The organism is Devosia naphthalenivorans (genome assembly GCF_003056355.1).
Taxonomy (GTDB): Bacteria; Pseudomonadota; Alphaproteobacteria; order Rhizobiales; family Devosiaceae; genus Devosia; species Devosia naphthalenivorans.
Genome location: NZ_PYVW01000018.1, coordinates 33,161 through 51,019, shown reverse-complemented (window position 1 = coordinate 51,019; position 17,859 = coordinate 33,161). Strand labels below are relative to the sequence as shown.

The following is a 17,859-nucleotide window of genomic DNA, read 5'->3' as shown; positions in this document are numbered from 1 at the left end:
ACGACCATCAAGCCTGTGCTGGCGGAGCAAATCCGCCGGCGCGGTCGATCACGATCTTGAGCTTTTCCTGCAAATCCGCCCGCGCCATGTTCCAGTCGCTGCTGCGCACCGGCACCCGCACCGCCAAGGTCACCGAAGTGTCGGTCAGTGTATCCACCAGGACTTCCGGCCGGCTTGCGGGCGCCACATAATCTCCCACCAATCCCTGCTGCACCTCACCGCGAACCTGAGCGATATCGGCGCTGCGCGGCACGTTGAACTTGAGTTCCACAACGCGGGACGCTTCCCGGCTGTAATTGGTGATCTTGGCGTTGGAGAGCTTGGAATTGGGCGCAAAGACGAAGACGCCGTCATAGGTCCGCAATTGCGTGCCGAACAGCCCAACCTCCACCACCGTTCCCACGATGCCATCGGCGTCGATGTAGTCGCCCACGTTGAAGGGACGGAGGAAGATCAGCAGGATACCCGCCGCAATATTGGACAGGGTGCCCTGCAGGGCCAGCGCAATGGCGATTCCCGCAGCGCCCAGCACTGTCAGGATGGATGCCGTTTCGACACCGAACTGGCCGAGCACGATGACAAAGGTAACGAACAGGATCGCGTAACGCACGACCTGGCTGACCAGCGGGCCCACTGTTGCGTCGCGCTTGAGCCGCTGCCGGAGCAGGTTGTACACATAGCTCGACACCATACCCGCCAGGAACCAGCCCGCCGCCAGAACCGCCAGCGCGACCAGGAACGACCATACATTGGCGATGACCCAAGCCGTAGAGATGCCGAAAAAGGCTGTGTTGTTCATGCTGTCTTCCTGCTCGTTGTGCTGCGGGATAAAGCCGGCGTCCGGTATATAGTTGCCGTAGATTCAGTGTTTACTCTGATCACAGGGGGTCGGTTTCACGAAGGTGGGAGTTTCGTTTGTGGCCAGGTCAAAGTGGGGTTCCCGCTTTCGCGGGAATGACGCGGTGGATGAATTGGAATCGAACGCTTGCCATTGGCGCGATGTCGTCAAAAACGCCGTGTTGCCCTCGGGTTTGACCCGAGGGCCATTCCGAGAGCCATTGCTGGAGCGGTGTGTCTGCGGAAAATGGCCCTCGGGTCAGGCCCGAGGGCAACACGGTGAGTAGGATAAATCTGTGCCATGCGGCCAAAGTGAACACTCCCATGCAGTAGGGCGGCTATGAATGGTGCCGGTTTGGCAGCGTGGCCGCCAGCCGCAATTGCTGCCGTATGAGGGAGCACTGCGGGTTTGGTGGACTTACAAACAGGTGATGTGAGGAAAGTGTCATCAAGCGCTGGACATGGCAAAATCCCTTTGATAGAGAGGCGCCACTTTGGAAGCTCCAGTAGGGGCGAGTAGCTCAGCTGGTAGAGCAGACGACTCTTAATCGTCGGGTCCACGGTTCGAATCCGTGCTCGCCCACCAAAGTCCCTCTCCCTTTTTTGTGGATTGTGCTCGGCATGGCGCCGGGCATCCGTGTCCTGCGTAATGCGGTCCGGCAGCCCAGGCCTCAAGCTGTCATCAATCTGTCGACAGGGCCCGCATCACCCGAATCTTGTTGGATTTTAGTCTAGGCGGCGCAGTTCTGCTTTGCAGTTGGGAAGCATGGCGCTATAGCGCTGACACACCCTTTCTGCCCTCCAACAAGGAATTTCCATGTTCGGCATCGACCCGAGTTTTCTGAGCTCGCTGGTACAGGTCATCCTGATCGACCTCGTGCTCGCCGGCGACAATGCCGTCGTGATCGGCCTGGCCGCTGCGGGCCTCGCAGACGACGTGCGCCGCAAGGCCATCCTGATCGGCATCATTGCCGCGACGCTCCTGCGCATCTTTTTTGCCCTCATCACCACGCAATTGCTCGCGCTCGGCGGTGGCCTGCTGATCGCCGGTGGCGTGCTGCTGCTTTATGTCTGCTGGAAGATGTATCGCGAACTCACCGTCTCCCAGGGCGATGAGCACGAAGCGCAGGAAGCGCTCGAGAACGCCGACACCAACGCCGATGGCACCGTTGCCGGCAAGGCACCGCGCAAGACGCTGCGCCAGGCCGTCATCCAGATCATCATTGCCGACGTGTCGATGTCGCTGGACAACGTGCTGGCTGTGGCTGGTGCTGCTGCGCACCACTTCGAAGCCCTGATCATCGGTCTGGCACTGTCGGTCGTGATGATGGGCGTTGCCGCCACCTTCATCGCCGGCCTGCTGCACAAGCATCGCTGGATTGCCTGGGTCGGCTTGGTCATCATCCTGTTTGTAGCCATTCGCATGGCCCTGGAAGGACTTGGTGCATTCGTCACCATCCCGGAAATCCCGCTGCTGTATTCGCCTCACGCTCCTGCGACAGCGCATTAAGCTTTGCTAACCACGCCCTGAACTTTGCGGCATTTGCCGCATCGGAATAGGGATTTGATCACCTCCACTCGCTACCTTCCGCTCGAATTACTTGAGCGGAAGGTTTCTTCGATGTCCGTGATCGCCGATAGACTGGTCCAGGATGGGCCAGAAGCGCGCCAGGCGCCCCGCTCCGATGCGATTTCCGCTCCGGTGCTGGAAACCAGGATCGTCAGCGGCGCCGAATGGGACGCTACCATCGCCGACTTCGACGAAGTCTGCCAGGAACAGCTGCATGCCTTTGCCATCAGCCGCTGGCCCAGCGTCGTGCAGGAGCCGATGCTGTTTCTTGCCAACGGAGAGATCGTTGGCGGTTCGCTGATGATGGTGCAGCGCCTGCCGCTTGGCCTCGGAACCATCGCGGTTTCCAAATGGGGTCCGATGCTGCGGTTTGCCGGACGGGCCGACGCGGACATGATCCATGCCGGCATGATCGAGGCGCTGATCGCCGAATATGCCGACAAGCGGGGACAGATGCTGTCCGTGCTGCCCCGCGCATCGACCACGCCGGTCAACGGCGCCTATCAGCGCCTGGTGGCGCGCGGCTTCAGGCGCGGCTCCGAGCTGATGTTCCCCAATCGCTATATCGTGGCGCTGCGGCTGGACGACGCCGCCCAGCGCAAGAGCTTCCACCAGAAATGGCGCTACCACCTCAACAAATCCGAAAAGGCCGGGCTGAGCTTTGAGCATGCCGAGCCGGAGCGGCTGGGCGAATTTGAAACGCTCTATGCCGCCATGACCGATCGCAAGCAGTTCCCCGACCACTCGGCCTACGAAACCGTGGAGACGCTGATGGCGCTGGACGACGGCCTGCGGCCCGAGCTGTTCTTCGTCCGGCACGATGGCGAACTGGTCGCGGGTGCCCTGATCTTCAAGGCGGGCGACCGCGCCGTCTATCTTTATGGCGCCACCAACGACAAGGCGCTGCCACTGCGCGCCGGCTATTTCCTGCATTGGCACATTATCCGCTGGCTGCGCGACCACACCAGTGCCAGCTGGTACGATCTGGGCGGCACCGACGGTTTCCAGGGGCTGCACCAGTTCAAGAAGGGCATGGTCGGCGATGCGGGCGTGATCCAGCCGGTGCCGCCGGTTGCCAATTATGCCAGCAAGCCCTGGGCCTATCTGGCAGGGGCGGGTGCCTTTGCCGCGCGCGACGGGGTCTATCATCTGCGCCGCATCGTCGATGGGTGGCGCAATCCCAAGGCGCGGCCGACGCAAGCGCGTACTTCCGGCGAGGCCAGCGAATGAGCCTGCAGCGGCGCCTGGCTTCGCAATCAACCATCATCTTCGCGGCACGCCTGGTGGGCGCGGGGCTCATTTTCCTGGTCCAGGCCTTCATCGCCCGCCTGTGGGGGGCGGAACTGCTGGGCGAATATCTGATCGTCATCGCCACGGTGAACCTGGTTTCCGTGATGATGCCGCTGGGTTTTCATACGGTGGGGACCTATTTCGCCGCTGAATATCGCGCGCGGGGCGAGCGCAAGCAGTTCACCGTCTTCCTGATGCGCAGCTATGGTCACGTGGTCGCGGCGCTGGTGGCGCTGATGGTGCTGGGCCTGCCGCTGCTGGGGCTGATCGGGCAGGGCGACAGCGTGCTGGCGCATCATTTCGTGCCGCTGGTGCTGCTCGCCTTCGCAACGGCGGTGATCTATGTCAATGGCGCCGTGCTGATCGGGCTCAAGCGCCCGATGGCGGGCTTTTTCGCTGATACCATCTTTCGGCCCATGGTGTTCTCGGCGGCCTTCCTCGCGGGGCTGGTGTTTTTCGCGCCGGTCGAGGGGTTTTCCTTCATGCTGTGGGCGATCGGGCTGGGCTATATCGTCGTGGCGCTTGTGCATTTCGCCATTGCCGTCAATTCCATCAAGGCCATTCCCGATAATGTGGCGGTTCGTCCGCTCGAAGCGCGCCGCTGGTGGCGCTTCGCCTTGCCGTGGGTGATGATATCGCTGGCGACGGATTTTTTCTTCGACATCGACCTGCTGCTGCTCAGCCACACGCTCAGCCGCGAGGATCTGGCGATCTTCGGGGTGTGCACGCGCATTTTTTCGCTGGTCTCGTTCGGCGTCGCGGCGGTCTATGCGGTCACCGTGCCCGATATGTTCGAGAGCGAAGCCAATGCCGACCGGGCCGCCTTCAAGCGCAAGATCGGCGAGGCCAATCTGGTGGCAAGCGGGATCGCGGTGGCGCTGTTCGGCATCATGGCCATCGCCGGGCCGTTTGCGCTGACGCTGTTTGGCCCGGCCTTTTCGGCGGGCGCTGCGCCGCTGGCGGTGTTGTGCCTCGGGCTCGTCGTCCGCTCGGTGATGGGGCCGGCATCGCTGGTGCTGTCCATCCATGACCGGCCCAATGCCAGCCTGCCGTCGGTGGCCATGGGGCTGGGCACGCTCCTGGTGTTCAACTGGCTGCTGGTGCCGCCCTTCGGGCTCATGGGGGCGGCCTTTGCGGCGCTGATTGCCATCACCATGTGGTCGGTCGGGCTGTGGTGGATCGCGCTGCGCACCGCCAAGATGGACGTTTCCATCATGGCCTGGTTCCGCAACCGCCGTGCGGTGCCGGTGCCGGCGGAGTAGGGGTTTACCGTCTAATCGCCAGCTTCAGCCTGCGCAGCAATCTGTGCCTGAACCCGCCCTTGATGCCCCGGTCATAGCCGGGTTCGGCCTTGGCGAGCTTGTGCTCGAAGAGCAGGTAGTCTTCGCCGAAGATGTGCTGTTCCAGCGTTGCCGTATGCGCGAAGCCCAGCCGGAGCATGATGGCCGCCGCCGCTTCATTGCCGTGCTTGGTATAGGTTGCAACCTTGTGGAAGCGGCCATTGTCCCAATGCTTGAGGAAGGTGCGCATGCCCTGCACGCCCAGCGTCGAGCGGCGGTATTCGGGGAATACATAGGACCAGTAGAGCCATAGCGTGCCCAATTCGGGGCCCGAGATCATGAAGCCCCCAACCTTGCCGTCGCGCAGGTGCAACATGACGTGGAAAGGGTCCGCGTCGATGAGGCTGGCCAGATAGTCGGGCGTCAGCCGGCCGCTCTCATAGGCCTTGAACTCCTCGCTATAGAACGGGGAGGTGGCGATCGCCTCCTGCAGCCGCCCATGCACGAGGGCGATCTCGGCATAGCTGGCGCCGCGCATGGTCGCGCTTTTCGCCTGGGCTGGTGCCTTGGCGTCGGACGATTCGATCGCGGCATCGGTCATGACGGTCTCCAATCCTGGGGAGACACGTTACCACCCCGCGTCCAACGCCCGAAGCGGACTCAGCTGCGGCAGTTAATATCGTCTAGCCAGAGACTTGCAGTGAGTTGGGCTGCATTGGGCTTGCCCGGCGCGCGTGTGGTCACTAGAACGAAGGTTGGGAGAGATAAGGGAGGAAATCTATGAGCGAGCAGCTCGTATTCCAGCCAAGTGCGGCTGCAGTCGCACGCACCCATGTAACCGCGGCACAGTACGACGAGATGTATGCGCGCTCGCTCAGCGATCCGGATGGATTCTGGGCCGAGGAGGCCAAGCGTCTGGACTGGATGAAGTTTCCAACGGTGATCAAGAACACCAGCTTCGCCTATCCAGACGTCTCGATAAAGTGGTTCGAAGACGGCGTCCTGAACGTCTCCTACAACTGCATCGACCGGCATCTGGAAACGCGCGGCGACCAGACCGCCATCATCTGGGAAGGCGATATCCCTGGCACCGATGGCAAGGTCACCTATCGCGAACTGCACGAGCGCGTCTGCCGCTTCGCCAATGTGCTCAAGGCCAATGGCGTCAAGAAGGGCGACCGCGTCACCATCTACATGCCCATGGTTATCGACACCGCTGTCGCCATGCTGGCCTGCAGCCGCATCGGCGCCGTGCACTCGGTGATCTTTGGCGGCTTCTCTCCCGATTCGATCGCCGGCCGCGTCACCGACTGCGGCTCCCGGATCATTCTCACGGCCGATGAAGGCCGTCGCGGCGGCAAGACCATCGCGCTCAAGAAAAACGTCGATGATGCGCTCGCCAAGATCGATGGCGTGGACAGGGTCATCGTGGTCAAGGTCACCGGCAATCCAGTCAACATGGTCGAGGGCCGGGACGTCTGGCATGACGATGCCGCAGCGAGCGTGGATGCCGATTGCCCGCCCGAGCCGATGAGCGCGGAAGACCCGCTTTTCATCCTCTATACCTCCGGCTCCACCGGAAAGCCCAAGGGCGTGCTGCACACCACTGGCGGCTATCTGCTGTGGGGCGCGATCACCCATGAACTCAGCTTCGATTATCGGGACGGCGAAGTGTTCTGGTGCACGGCCGATGTGGGCTGGGTCACCGGGCACACCTATATCGTCTATGGGCCGCTGGCCAATGGCGCGACGACGCTGATGTTCGAGGGCGTGCCGAGCTATCCCGATGCCAGCCGCTTCTGGCAGGTGGTGGAAAAGCACAAGGTCAACATTTTCCACACCGCGCCCACGGCCATCCGCGCGCTGATGGGGGCCGGTTCCGAATTTGCCGACAAATACGACATGCCCAGCCTGCGCCTCCTTGGCACGGTGGGCGAGCCGATCAATCCGGAAGCCTGGCGCTGGTACCACGAGCATATCGGCAAGGGCCGCTGCGAAATCGTCGACGCCTGGTGGCAGACCGAAACCGGCGGCCACATGATCGCGCCATTCCCCGGCGCTATCGCGACCAAGCCCGGCTCGGCGACCAAGCCGTTCTTCGGGGTCCAGCCGGTCGTGCTGTCGCCGGAAGGCAAGCTGCAGGAGCAGACCAAGGCAGAGGGCGTGCTGGCCATCGCCGATAGCTGGCCGGGCCAGATGCGCTCGGTCTATGGCGATCACCAGCGGTTCATCGACACCTATTTCGCCCAGTACAAGGGATACTACTTCACCGGCGATGGCTGCCGGCGCGACGAGGACGGCTATTACTGGATCACGGGCCGCGTCGATGACGTGCTCAATGTTTCCGGGCACCGCCTGGGCACAGCCGAAGTCGAAAGCGCCCTGGTGGCCCATCCGAAGGTGTCGGAAGCCGCTGTTGTCGGTTACCCCCATGATCTGAAGGGGCAGGGCATTTATTGCTATGTCACCCTGATGGCGGGGGAAACCAGCGACGACGCGCTCAAGACCGAGCTGCGCAACTGGGTGCGCCGGGAAATCGGCCCGATTGCCACGCCCGACCACATCCAGTGGGCGCCCGGCCTGCCCAAGACCCGCTCCGGAAAAATCATGCGCCGCATCCTGCGCAAGGTCGCCGAGAACGACTTCGGCTCGTTGGGGGATACATCCACGCTGGCTGATCCGGCTGTGGTCAACGACCTGATCGAGAACCGGCAGAACCGGTAGGGGGATTGTTTTTACATTCCCGGTTGCGGGCTATGGCATATGGCATGGCACCGTTTCACCGTGCTGCCCTATCCTGCTCACGGTGTTGCCCTCGGGCTTGACCTGAGGGCCGCGTTCCGCAAGCACACCGCTCCGGCAAGGGCTCTCGGAATGGCCCTCGGGTCAGGCCCGAGGGCAGAACGGCGTTTTTGACGGCATTGCGCCGCTGGCAAGCGGCGACAGTAATCACTTCCTTGGAAGGGTGTGTTTACTGTGCGCTTTCCACCGCGTCATTCCCGCGAAAGCGGGAATCTTCCGTTTCATTCCAGAAGTGAGGTTCCCGCTTTCGCGGGAATGACGCGGTGATAGGGGTGGAAATGACGCGGTGGTGGGGCGGGAAATGGCCCGATGGTGGGCAAAAATGACGCGGTGGTGGGGCGGGAGTAACGCGGTGGTAGGGGCGGAGTGACGCGGCGGAAATACCGCGCTTGTCGCGACACCCGCCATTGTTTCACCTGCTTTTTAGGGTCAACCTCGCCCAACGATTCCCTCCGCCCGGACTTTGCCGTGACCTCGCTCCTTCGCCTCGCCCTTGCCTTGCCGATGCTGGCACTGGCCGTTCCCGTGGTCCATGCGGCCACGCTCGAGCAGATGGCGGGGCAGATGATCGTTGTCGGGTTCCAGGGCGACGATGCCGACGACGCCTCGGTGGAGGCCCTGCGCGCCGATATCGCCGCCGGGCAAATCGGCGGGGTGATGCTGCTCAAGACCAATGTCAAAAGCCTGCCTGCCGTTGCCGCGATGAATGCGGGGTTCCGCGAAGCGTCGCCCGAATTGCCGCCCTTCATCACGGTGGATCAGGAAGGCGGGTCGGTCGAGCGGTTGACCAAGGAAGTGGGCTTCACCGAAATCCCCAATGCGGCCAGCATTGCGGCCAAGAATTCTCCCGAAAAGGCGGAAGCGGTTTACGCCGCCATGGCATCGGGTATTGCCGAGTTGGGGTTCAGCGTCAATTTCGGTCCCGTAGCCGATGTCAATCTCAACGGTAATAACGCGATCATCGCCAAATACGGACGCTCGTTCAGCGCCGACCCAGCGATTGTGGCAGCCTATGACGAGGCCTTCATCAAGGCCCATCGCGCTGCCGGCATCCTGACCGCTCTCAAGCATTTCCCCGGCCACGGCTCATCCACGGCGGACAGCCACGAGGGTTTTGTCGACATCACCGAGACCTGGCAGGAGACTGAGCTTGATCCGTACCGCGCCCTGATCGCAGCGGACGATGTCGACATGGTCATGGTTGGCCATCTCTACCATGCCGACTATTCCGATGCGAATGCGCAGACACCATCATCGCTCTCGCCGCAATGGATCACGGGCGTGCTGCGGGACGAACTCGGCTACAACGGCGTGGTGATCACGGACGATCTGGAAATGGGCGCCATCCGCGACCATTTCACGCTGGAGCAGACCGTGACGCAAGCCGTCCGCGCCGGCTCGGACGTGCTGCTGTTTTCCAATACGGCCAAGTACCGCGCCAGCCTGGGGCGGGAAATCCTGGATATTCTGGTGGCCGAAGCTGCCGCCGATCCGGCTTTCGCCAAGCGGATCGAGCAGAGCTACGAACGCATCGTGGCGCTCAAGACGCGGATTCGCTAGCTGCCTGCGCCACTATCGCAGCGTCGCAACACTTCCCTTATCTTCCGGGCTGTGGCAGTTCCCTCGCGGGATAAGCCCAGATAAAGTGCGCCCACGAAGCAGGAGTCGTTGCCGTATGGCGGAAGACCGCGAAGTCAGACAGGTCCGTGCCATGTTCATCTCGGATGTGCATCTGGGCATGAAGCCGATACGGGTCGGTCAGCTCACCGAGTTCCTGCGCGCGCATGATGCCGAAACCATCTATCTCGTTGGTGACATCGTCGATGGATGGCGGCTTGCCAAATCCTGGCACTGGCCCGCTGAATACAATGTGCTGGTGCAGATCCTGCTCGACAAGGCGAATGCCGGCACCAGGATCGTCTACCTGCCCGGCAATCACGACGAGTTCCTGCGCGAATATCTGGGTACCTATTTCGGCGAGATCGAGTTTGTAGACCGGACTGTGCACACCACGGCCACGGGCAAGACCTATCTCGTGATTCATGGCGACCAGTTCGACGTGGTGGTGATGAACGCCAAATGGCTCGCCCATGTGGGCGACTGGGCCTATAACGCCGCGTTGCGCGTCAACATCGCCATCAACTGGGTGCGACGGCGCCTTGGCCTGCAATATTGGTCGCTCAGCGCCTGGGCCAAGCAGAAGGTGAAGAACGCCGTGTCGGTGATCGGCCGCTTCGAGGAAGCGCTGGTGCATGAAGCCAAGCAGTCGGGCGTCGATGGCGTCATTTGCGGGCACATCCACTTCGCTGATATGCATGACCGGCTGGGCATCCACTACATCAACACCGGCGACTGGGTTGAATCCTGCACGGCAATCGTGGAAACGCCGGAAGGCGGGTTCGAACTCATCAAGTGGACCGAAATGATCGTGGGCGAACCACGCAAGTTCCGCCTACGTCGCGCGGCGGCGAGTTAGGCGCGCTTTGTCGCGGTGACCGCCGAAAAGCCGGCGAGGGCGACCTGATCGACGCAGATTGCGGCTTGCCTTAACCCGATATTGGAGTCACCAACATTTTCGGGCGCTGGTTTGCCCGGAGTTCGTTTTTCCATGGCATCGGCTCTTTCGCGTTTCGGTTCGCCCGAACTGCGCGCGTCGCTCTTTCATTCCACTGTCTACCTGCCTGGCGCCATCAGTTCGGTGTTTCTGGGCATCTGGCTTAGCGATCATGGCATGCCGGCCGATCAGATCGGCATCATCAATTCGGTGCCGATGCTGTGCCTGCTGGTGCTCAACGTGGTGGTCGGGCGGGTGGCGGACCGTGCCAATGACTGGCGCAGCGTCATCATCATCATTGCCCTGATCGGGGCGGCTGTCCCGATCGGGCTGTTCTTCGTCAACGAGTTCTGGGGCATCATGCTGATCTGGGCGTTGTGCACCATGACCGGCGGCACCATCCCGCCCATCATCGACGCCGCGACTGTGCGCATGACGCGCCGCAACGGCACCGATTTCGGGGCGGTGCGCGCCTGGGGCACGGTGGGCTATGTGATCGGGGCAGGCGGATTTGGCCTGTTGATCACGGTCTGGGGCTCGGCAGCTTTCGTGCCGCTGTTCTTGCTGATGTGCCTGATGCGGGCCGGCCTTGGCCTGCTGCTCCCACGCTTTCGCGCCCCGGCGCATGCCGTGACCCTGGCCGAGGCCGCTCCACCTACCAAATTGCGCGACAGCCTCAAACTCTGGTTCGTGCTGCCGCTGGTGGCGTTCGCGCTGGTCAATTCGAGCCACGCATTGATTGGCGGCTTTGCTGCGCTGCTTTGGCTCGAGAACGGGGTTCCCGGCTATTATCTCGGCCCGCTGCTGGCCATTTCTGCCGCGGCGGAGGCGGTCATGATGTTTGCCTGGCGCCGGTTCGGCAAGCGCATCACGGCCCGCAACATGATCCTGGCGGCCTGCATCGCCTCGGTGGTGCGCTTCGCCGTCATGGCGTTCAATCCGTCCGTGGAACTGCTTTTTGCCGTGCAAACGCTGCATGCCATCACCTTCGGCGTGGGCTATTTCGGCGTCGTGCATTTCATCGCCAATTGGACCGATGAATCCAACGCCGCCGAAGCGCAGGGCTTTGCCAATACGCTGCAGCAGGGCGCCTCCGTCCTGGCGCTGGCCCTGTTCGGCTGGCTGGTGGTGCATTTCGGCAGCTACGCATTCTTCGCGCCCACCATCGTGGCGGCTTTGGGTGTCGTCTGCGTGCTGGTGTCGCTGAAGATCCGGCCGCCCAAGGACGCGGGCTGAAAACAAAACGGCCCCGGTTTCCCGGGGCCGTTTTCATTTCTGGCTGAATTCTAGCTCAGTCGTCCGCTGGCGTGGGCGAGGGTGGTATAGACCTTGCCCTGGTCGCTGAGCAGGTATTCGCGGGTTTCCTGCGCGGGGCGGGACCCGGCGGCGGCGCGCTTGAGCAGCTGCTCGAACTCGCTCATGTAGGCCTGTGCCGTGCGCGCGAATTCGGGATCGCGCTGCAGCTTCTTGCGGACATCGTCATAGGTGCCCTGGCCGGACAGCGTGTAGATGCGGCGCGAGAAGACGTTGGATTCGCCCGACTGGTAGCGGGCCCAGGCATCGGCAAGGGCCGTGTCGTCGATCGAGCGGGCGATCTCCTCGGTCAGGCCCGAAAGACCTGGCTGCGGCTGCGAGCTCTGCTGCTTGGCCGTGGCGTTGCGCAACACGTCGCGCAGCCAGCCGCCAGCCTCGGGCTGCTGCGGTGCAGCGGCCTCGATGATGGGCTGCGGCTCTGCGGCGCGGGCAGGCTGCGGTGCTGGTCCCTGGAACACCGGCTGACGCGGTGGCTGGGCCGGGCGCTCGGCGGTGCGGATCGGATCGACAAGCGGCTGGCGTGGCTGGTAGCCGGGCTGCTCCTGACGTGGGGCAGGGCGGCGCTCATTGATGTCGAGCGTTGCCGGCTGGCTGCGCACGATGGCGTTGAGCTCGCTGAGGGCTTCGATCTGCTCGGCGACGACCCGGCGCATCGCGGCGGCGCTGGCGCGGGTTTCCTCGGGCAGCTCGTTTACGCCGCGTGCCAGTTCGGCGCGGGTGGCTTCGAGTTCGCCGCCCACTTCCTTTGCGGTCTCGCGCATGGCGCGGGCGGTTTCGTTGAAGCGTTGCGTCGCTTTCTCGATGGCGCGCTGCATTTCGCTGACCATCTGCTGCTGTGCCTGCTGCAGGGCAGCATTGGCACGGCGGCCTTCGGCGCCAGCGGTATCGCGGAACTCGCCCAGGCGCGAGGACACATCGCCGGTGGCCTCGTCCATGACCTGGCGCAGGCGGTCGCCCGTGCCGTCGATGGTCTGGTGGAAGTGCTCGGAAGTTTCGTCCAGGCGCTGGCGGAAGGTGCCGGTGGTCTCGTCGAGAACCTGCCGCACGACGTTGGTGGTTTCGTCCATGGCCTGGCGCACGCTGCCGGTGCTCTGGTCGATCGCGTTGCGCAACTGGCCGGTGTTGGAGGCAATGGCACCGCGCACCGAGGAGGACGAATCGTTCAGCGTTTCGGCCAGGGTGCTGGTGGTGGTATTGAGCACGTCGGTGACGCTGGAGGCCGTGGAGGTCAAGACGTCGCTGACGCGGTTGGCGTTGTCTTCCAGCACTTCGTTGACCTGGGCGGTCTGGTCGGACAGCGCCATGCGCACCGAAGACGCGGTCTGGTTGAGGGCATTGGCAGCCGCCTCGGCGGCGCGCTGCACCACATTGTCCACCTGTGCGACATTGTTGTTGAGCGTCGAGGTGAAGCGCTCATTGGTCGCGTAAAGTGCGTTGCTGACATTGTCGGAGGTCGCGCGCAGGGTGTCGTTGATTTCGCCTGTGGCGGTGCCCAGCTCTTCGCGGATGGTCGACGTGGTCAGGGCCAGCGTTTCGGCAACATTGCCGGTGGTGGCGTTCAGAGCCTCTTCCATGGCGCGGCGGGCGCCGATCAGGCGGCGTTCCGTATCGTTGACCGTATCGGCAATGGACTGCGCGAACATGCGCATCCGGCCATCGATGTCGTCCGCGCGGTTGGCAAAGCTCTGGGCCAGCGCATCCATGGCGCCGCGGCGTTCTTCGAGCACTTCCATGGCATTGTCGCCACTGACGGTGAGTGCCCGCGAGGCCTGGTTCATGGTTTCGGCTTCGCTGTCGAGGCGGCCAAGCACGCTGGAGAACTCCTCGACCATGCCGCGGATGGTGGCCTGCAGCGCGGTAACGTGCTGGCTGACCATCGTGCCGGCCTGTTCGGTCTGGCCGATCGCGTCGCGAATGGTGTTGGAATAGGTCGAGGTCTGCTGGGCAACCGAGGTTTCCAGGTTGGCCAGGTTGGCCGTCGAGGCATCCAGCACGCGCTGCAGCAGCAAATTGCTGTCGTTGAGCTTGCCGAGTGCTGCCGTGACGTCGGTGAGAATGCGCGAGGTCGAAACTGCCATGATGGCTTCGGCTTCGCGGGCATTTTCGCCCAGGGCATCGCGCAGCAGATTGCCGTGGCTGGAGAGGGCGCCCTGCAACTGGTCCGAACGCTCGCTGACCAGGGCGGCAAAGGCGCTGGTATGCTCTTCGACGGAACGGTTGATGTCGGTGAGGCGCGTTTCGATGGTGTCCACCGCGTCCACGGCCTTGACCGTCAGCAGCTGATCGATATCGCCGGCCGCAACGCGGATCTGCTCCAGTGCGGTGCGCACTGCGCTGTCCATGCGGTCGGCGGTGTTGGTGATGTCGCTGGCGATATTGTGCGTGGCGGCGGTGATGCGGGTGGCAATGGTTTCCTCGATCCGGTCGGCGCCGGCTTCGAGATCGGCCATGGACTGGGTGATCGAAGTATTGATCGAGGCATTGAGTGCGGCGAGGCGCTCGGCGGTGATATCGGCACGCGCCGTGATCGCCTCGGGCAGGGTGCCCAGGCGGCTGTCCACCATGTCGGTGATGGCCTTGCGGGCGGAGTCGACGCCGTGCTCGATGAGGTCGGCGGCCTGGCGGGCGCTTTCGCCCACCGTCGCGCTGGCCGTCTCGATGCGGGTGGTCATGCCGTGTTCGGCATCGTTGATGCGCGCGATAGCGCTATCGAGGCCACTGCCCAGGCTGGTGTTGAGTTCGGTCACGCGACCCGAGATCAGGTTCGTCATGGTGTTGACGCGATCGCCCATTTCGTCGCCAGCCGCACGCATGGAGTCTTCGATCTTGCGGCGGGCTTCGTCGCCCTGGCTGGCCAACGTATCGGCCAGTTCGGCGGTGCGCAGGCCAATGGTTTCCCCAATCGAAGTGGTGTGCGTCGCCAGCGTGTCGCCCAGGGCCTGGGTGCGCATGTTGAGTGCTTCGGAGAGCTGCTGAGTGCGGGTGCCCACGGCCATGGCGAGGTCCTGGGTGCCTCCATCGAGGGCTGCCCGCAGTTCGGCGGCGCGGCTATCCAGATCGCTGGTGAAGGTGCCGGTCCGTTCGGCGATCTCGGCTGAAAGCGCGCCGGTGCGTTCCGCGATGCTGTCGGTGAGATTGGCAGTCCGCGTATCGATCTGCTCGACCAGTGCGCCGGTGCGTGCATCAAGGCTGTCGCCCAGTGCCAAGGTGCGCTCGTCGATGCTCTCGATGAAGCTGCCGGTGCGGCTGTCCAGCCCTTCGGTCAACTGAACGGTGCGCGTATCGATATTGCGGAGCAGGGCGCCCGTGCGATCATCGAGCGCTGCGGCAATGGTGCCGGAGCGACTATCGAGACCGTCGAACAGCGCCGCGCCTTGCGTCTGGATTTCGCTGCTGAAGCGCGTGGTGCCTTCGTTGAGCCGGTCGGCCAACTCGCCAGTGCGCTCGGCGATCTGGGTCGCCAGGGCCTCGGCACGCTCTTCGAGCGCGCTGGCCAGTGTTCCAGTGCGGCTATCCAGTTCCAGCGACAGGGCAGTGGTTTTTTCGCCCAGCGTATCGGCCAGGCGCTGCGTGCGGCCGGCAATCGCCAGATCGAACGCGCTGGTGCTGGTGGAAAGGGTTTCACCCAGTTCCTGGCTGCGCACGCGAATGGCTTCGCTGAAGTCGCGGCTGCGGCCGGAGAGGGTTTCGTCCAGCACCTGGGCGTGGGACTCGATCGTCGCCGTCAACTCGCCCGTGCGGTTGGCGAGGATGTCTTCGATAGCCTTGGTGCGGCCGTCGAGCGCTTCGGCAATGATGTCGGCATGGCCTTCCAGCGAGTCGGCGATTTCGCGGCTGCGGTTCACCAGAGTTTCGGTGATGGCGCTGGTGCGGGCGCCCAGTACTTCGCCCATTTCGCGGGTGCGTTCGGCCACGACGTCGTTGAAGCGGCCGGATTCTTCGTTGAGCGCCATTTCCAGCACATTGGCGCGGGCGGCAAAGCTGGTGCCCTGCTGCTCCAGCCGAGCGATCAGGCTCTCGCCCTTGTCGCCGATTACCCCATCCAGCGTGTTGAGGCGGGTGTCGAGGATTGCGGCGATTTCAGTCAGGCGCGCATCGAACTGGCTCAGGGAATCCTGTCCGGCCGAGGCCAGCGTGACGCGGGCGCGCTCGGAGGTATCGTCCAGCGCGCCGTTGATCTCGATGACGGCCGATTGCAGGCGGCTGTCCATGGCGTTGAGCTGGATGGAAACGGATTCGTCCAGTTGGCGACCCAGGGCGCTCAGCAGCACTTCGGCTTCGTGCGAGCGAGCGGTAATGTCCTCGGCGATGCGGTGGCCGATCATGTCCAGCCCGCCGGTCACTTCCTGGCCGCGCTCGCGCAATTGTTCGAGCAGGGACGCACTGCCGTCGGTCAACAGACCCGAGATCGCGGCCGTACGTTCGTCCAGTGCAAGGGAAAGGCGGCCAGTCGTTTCGTCGAGTGCCTCGGAGATCCGGCCGGAGGTCTGCCCCAGCAGGCCCGTCAGTGCGCTGGTGCGCTCATCGAGCGTGGAGGCCAGCAGGCCAGTGGACTGGTCCAGCGTATCGGCAATCCTGCTGCTGCTGCCTTCCAGCAGCCCCTCGAGCCGGGATGTCCGTTCGTCCAGGGTTGAAGCGAAGCGACCGGTCGTGAAGTCCAGCGTGTCGGCGATCTTGCCGCTGGTGCCCTCGAGCAGGCCTTCGAGGCGCGAGGTGCGCTCGTCCATGGCCGTTGTGAAGCGGTCGGTGGTGGTATCGAGGGTATCGGCGATCTTGCCGCTGGTTCCTTCCAACAGGCCGGCCAAATTGGCCGTGCGCTCTTCGAAGCTGCCGGTGATGGTGCCGGTGCGTTCGTCGATCAGGCGCGTCCGCTCATCCATCGCGGCGGCGATGGATGCGGCGTGGTTGTCCAGGGCGTCGGTCAGGGCGGAAATGCGGCGCTCCACGCCCTCGTTGAGATTGCCGGCGCGGCTATCGAGCGCATCGGTGAGAGCGGCTGTCTTGTCGTCGAAGCTCAGCGACAGGCGGCTGGTGCTGTCATCCAGCGCGGAAACGAAGTCGGTGGTACGGTTTTCCACCAGGTTCACGAAGCTGTCGGTGCGCTCGCCGAACGAATTGGTCAGCGTATTGCCGGCAGTTTCAAGCGCGCGGGTCAGGTTCCCGCCGCTTTCCACGATGGTGCCGGAAATGCGCTGGCTGATCATGTCGAGGTCGAACACCAGCCCGGTGTGGCTCTCGGTGATCGCTTCGCGCACGCGCTCGGTGTTGGTCAGCACGCTTTCGCGCTGGTTGGCGAGTTCGGCGATCAGCGCGCGCATGCGTGATTCATTGTCCGAATAGGTGCGTTCGAGGGCAGTGACCTCGTTATGGATCATCACTTCGAGTTCGCCCGCGCGGGAGAGGGCGCGTTCGAGGCCGTCGCCCAGCGCATTGACTTCGCGGCGCACGGCCTGACCGACCGACGCAACCTTGTCGGCAGCGGTGACTTCGGGTTCAGCCAGGCGAATGGCGGCCTGGGTGATGGAGGAGGCAGCATTGCGCAGGTCCTGCGCGCGGCGGAACAGGCTTGCCACGGCAAAGAAGCCGAACACCGGCAGGAACATGATGGCGAGCAGGCCGACGAAATCGATGGTGCCGGCGAACTGGCCGAAATTGCTCAGCTCCGAGCCATAGCGCAGATAGGCGCCGATGCCCGAGACAGCCAGCCACACCACAGACAGGCCGGCCGCAATCCAGGTCGGAGCGGCCGAAGAGGTGTTATGCAGCCCATAAAGAATCTTGGAGGTGGGGAAGCGGTCGTCATTGGCGACGGTGCCGGCCTGCTGGGCGATCTTGTCGGCGGCGCGCAAACGCTCGGAGCGTACCGGTTCCGGCTTCTTGTCAGCCGGCTTGGCTGGCGTCGGACTATCGAGATTGAACACCGAATCCTTGAGCGCATCTTCCACCGCTGAAAAGGCCAGCGCTGCCGGATCATTACTTGGGGTCGGGTTCTTCGCCATACTCTTTACAACTCTCGCGTCGGCTTAGCAGCGACAGGGCGGATGATAGGAGTAAACATGACAGCCCACCCGTTGCCGGTTGGACCGTCAAATAGAGACAATTCGAGACAAATGCCCCGGATCGTATCCTCACCTACGCCGCCGCGCGCTGGTTCAAAGCCCATTAATACATTCAATTTGAACCAAACCGAACGCTTTCTTACCCATAGGTTA

11 protein-coding genes and 1 tRNA gene are annotated in these 17,859 nt (G+C 63.3%); 8 read left to right on the top strand and 4 right to left on the bottom strand.

The features are described from left to right. Nucleotides 1–7 precede the first annotated feature (7 nt). Entirely contained in the window at nucleotides 8–799 is a 792-nt protein-coding gene (locus tag C8264_RS18600) for a mechanosensitive ion channel family protein (protein WP_108462491.1), read from the bottom strand. A 548-nt stretch (nucleotides 800–1,347) separates the two neighbouring features. Between C8264_RS18600 and C8264_RS18595 the strand changes: the two genes are divergently transcribed. The 4 genes from C8264_RS18595 to C8264_RS18580 all read left to right on the top strand — a co-directional run bounded on the left by C8264_RS18595 (nucleotide 1,348) and on the right by C8264_RS18580 (nucleotide 4,959). Then, a tRNA-Lys gene (locus tag C8264_RS18595) sits at nucleotides 1,348–1,423 on the top strand. Between the two features lie 231 nt (nucleotides 1,424–1,654). Further along, nucleotides 1,655–2,347 carry a YjbE family putative metal transport protein gene (locus C8264_RS18590; protein WP_108462490.1) on the top strand — a complete coding sequence of 231 codons (693 nt, stop codon included), beginning with the start codon at nucleotides 1,655–1,657 and terminating at the stop codon, nucleotides 2,345–2,347. 111 nt (nucleotides 2,348–2,458) lie between these two features. After that, on the top strand, nucleotides 2,459–3,637 hold the full coding sequence (locus C8264_RS18585; protein ID WP_108462489.1) for a lipid II:glycine glycyltransferase FemX: 1,179 nt from the start codon (nucleotides 2,459–2,461) through the stop codon (nucleotides 3,635–3,637). Then, the gene (locus tag C8264_RS18580) at nucleotides 3,634–4,959 is read left to right on the top strand and encodes an MATE family efflux transporter (protein WP_108462488.1); all 1,326 of its coding nucleotides are present in this window, start codon (nucleotides 3,634–3,636) and stop codon (nucleotides 4,957–4,959) included. Before C8264_RS18585 ends, C8264_RS18580 begins: the two co-directional genes overlap by 4 nt. Nucleotides 4,960–4,963: 4 nt before the next feature. Here C8264_RS18580 and C8264_RS18575 read toward each other — a convergent pair whose 3' ends face one another. Next, entirely contained in the window at nucleotides 4,964–5,578 is a 615-nt protein-coding gene (locus C8264_RS18575; protein WP_108462487.1) for a GNAT family N-acetyltransferase, read from the bottom strand. Nucleotides 5,579–5,757: 179 nt separating this feature from the next. On the opposite strand from C8264_RS18575, the gene acs reads away from it, so the two are divergent. From acs to C8264_RS18560, 3 genes are all read left to right on the top strand, one after another. Next, a complete protein-coding gene (gene acs, locus C8264_RS18570) occupies nucleotides 5,758–7,701 on the top strand; it encodes an acetate--CoA ligase (protein WP_108462486.1) in 1,944 nt (647 codons plus the stop codon). Nucleotides 7,702–8,247: 546 nt separating this feature from the next. After that, complete coding sequence (locus C8264_RS18565; RefSeq protein WP_108462485.1) at nucleotides 8,248–9,339, top strand: glycoside hydrolase family 3 protein; 1,092 nt, start codon at nucleotides 8,248–8,250, stop codon at nucleotides 9,337–9,339. A gap of 115 nt (nucleotides 9,340–9,454) precedes the next feature. Next, a complete protein-coding gene (locus tag C8264_RS18560; protein ID WP_108462484.1) occupies nucleotides 9,455–10,255 on the top strand; it encodes a UDP-2,3-diacylglucosamine diphosphatase in 801 nt (266 codons plus the stop codon). Here C8264_RS18560 and C8264_RS22290 read toward each other — a convergent pair. Further along, nucleotides 10,252–10,389 carry a hypothetical protein gene (locus C8264_RS22290; protein ID WP_162783761.1) on the bottom strand — a complete coding sequence of 46 codons (138 nt, stop codon included), beginning with the start codon at nucleotides 10,387–10,389 and terminating at the stop codon, nucleotides 10,252–10,254. The two genes, C8264_RS18560 and C8264_RS22290, sit on opposite strands and share 4 nt — an antisense overlap. Between C8264_RS22290 and C8264_RS18555 the strand changes: the two genes are divergently transcribed. Then, nucleotides 10,388–11,569 (top strand): MFS transporter, encoded by a 1,182-nt coding sequence (locus tag C8264_RS18555; protein ID WP_108462483.1) that lies wholly within the window; start codon nucleotides 10,388–10,390, stop codon nucleotides 11,567–11,569. The genes C8264_RS22290 and C8264_RS18555 overlap by 2 nt on opposite strands. Before the next feature lie 50 nt (nucleotides 11,570–11,619). Here C8264_RS18555 and C8264_RS18550 read toward each other — a convergent pair whose 3' ends face one another. Next, the gene (locus C8264_RS18550) at nucleotides 11,620–17,646 is read right to left on the bottom strand and encodes an apolipoprotein A-IV repeat region-like domain-containing protein (protein ID WP_108462482.1); all 6,027 of its coding nucleotides are present in this window, start codon (nucleotides 17,644–17,646) and stop codon (nucleotides 11,620–11,622) included. Nucleotides 17,647–17,859: the final 213 nt, after the last annotated feature.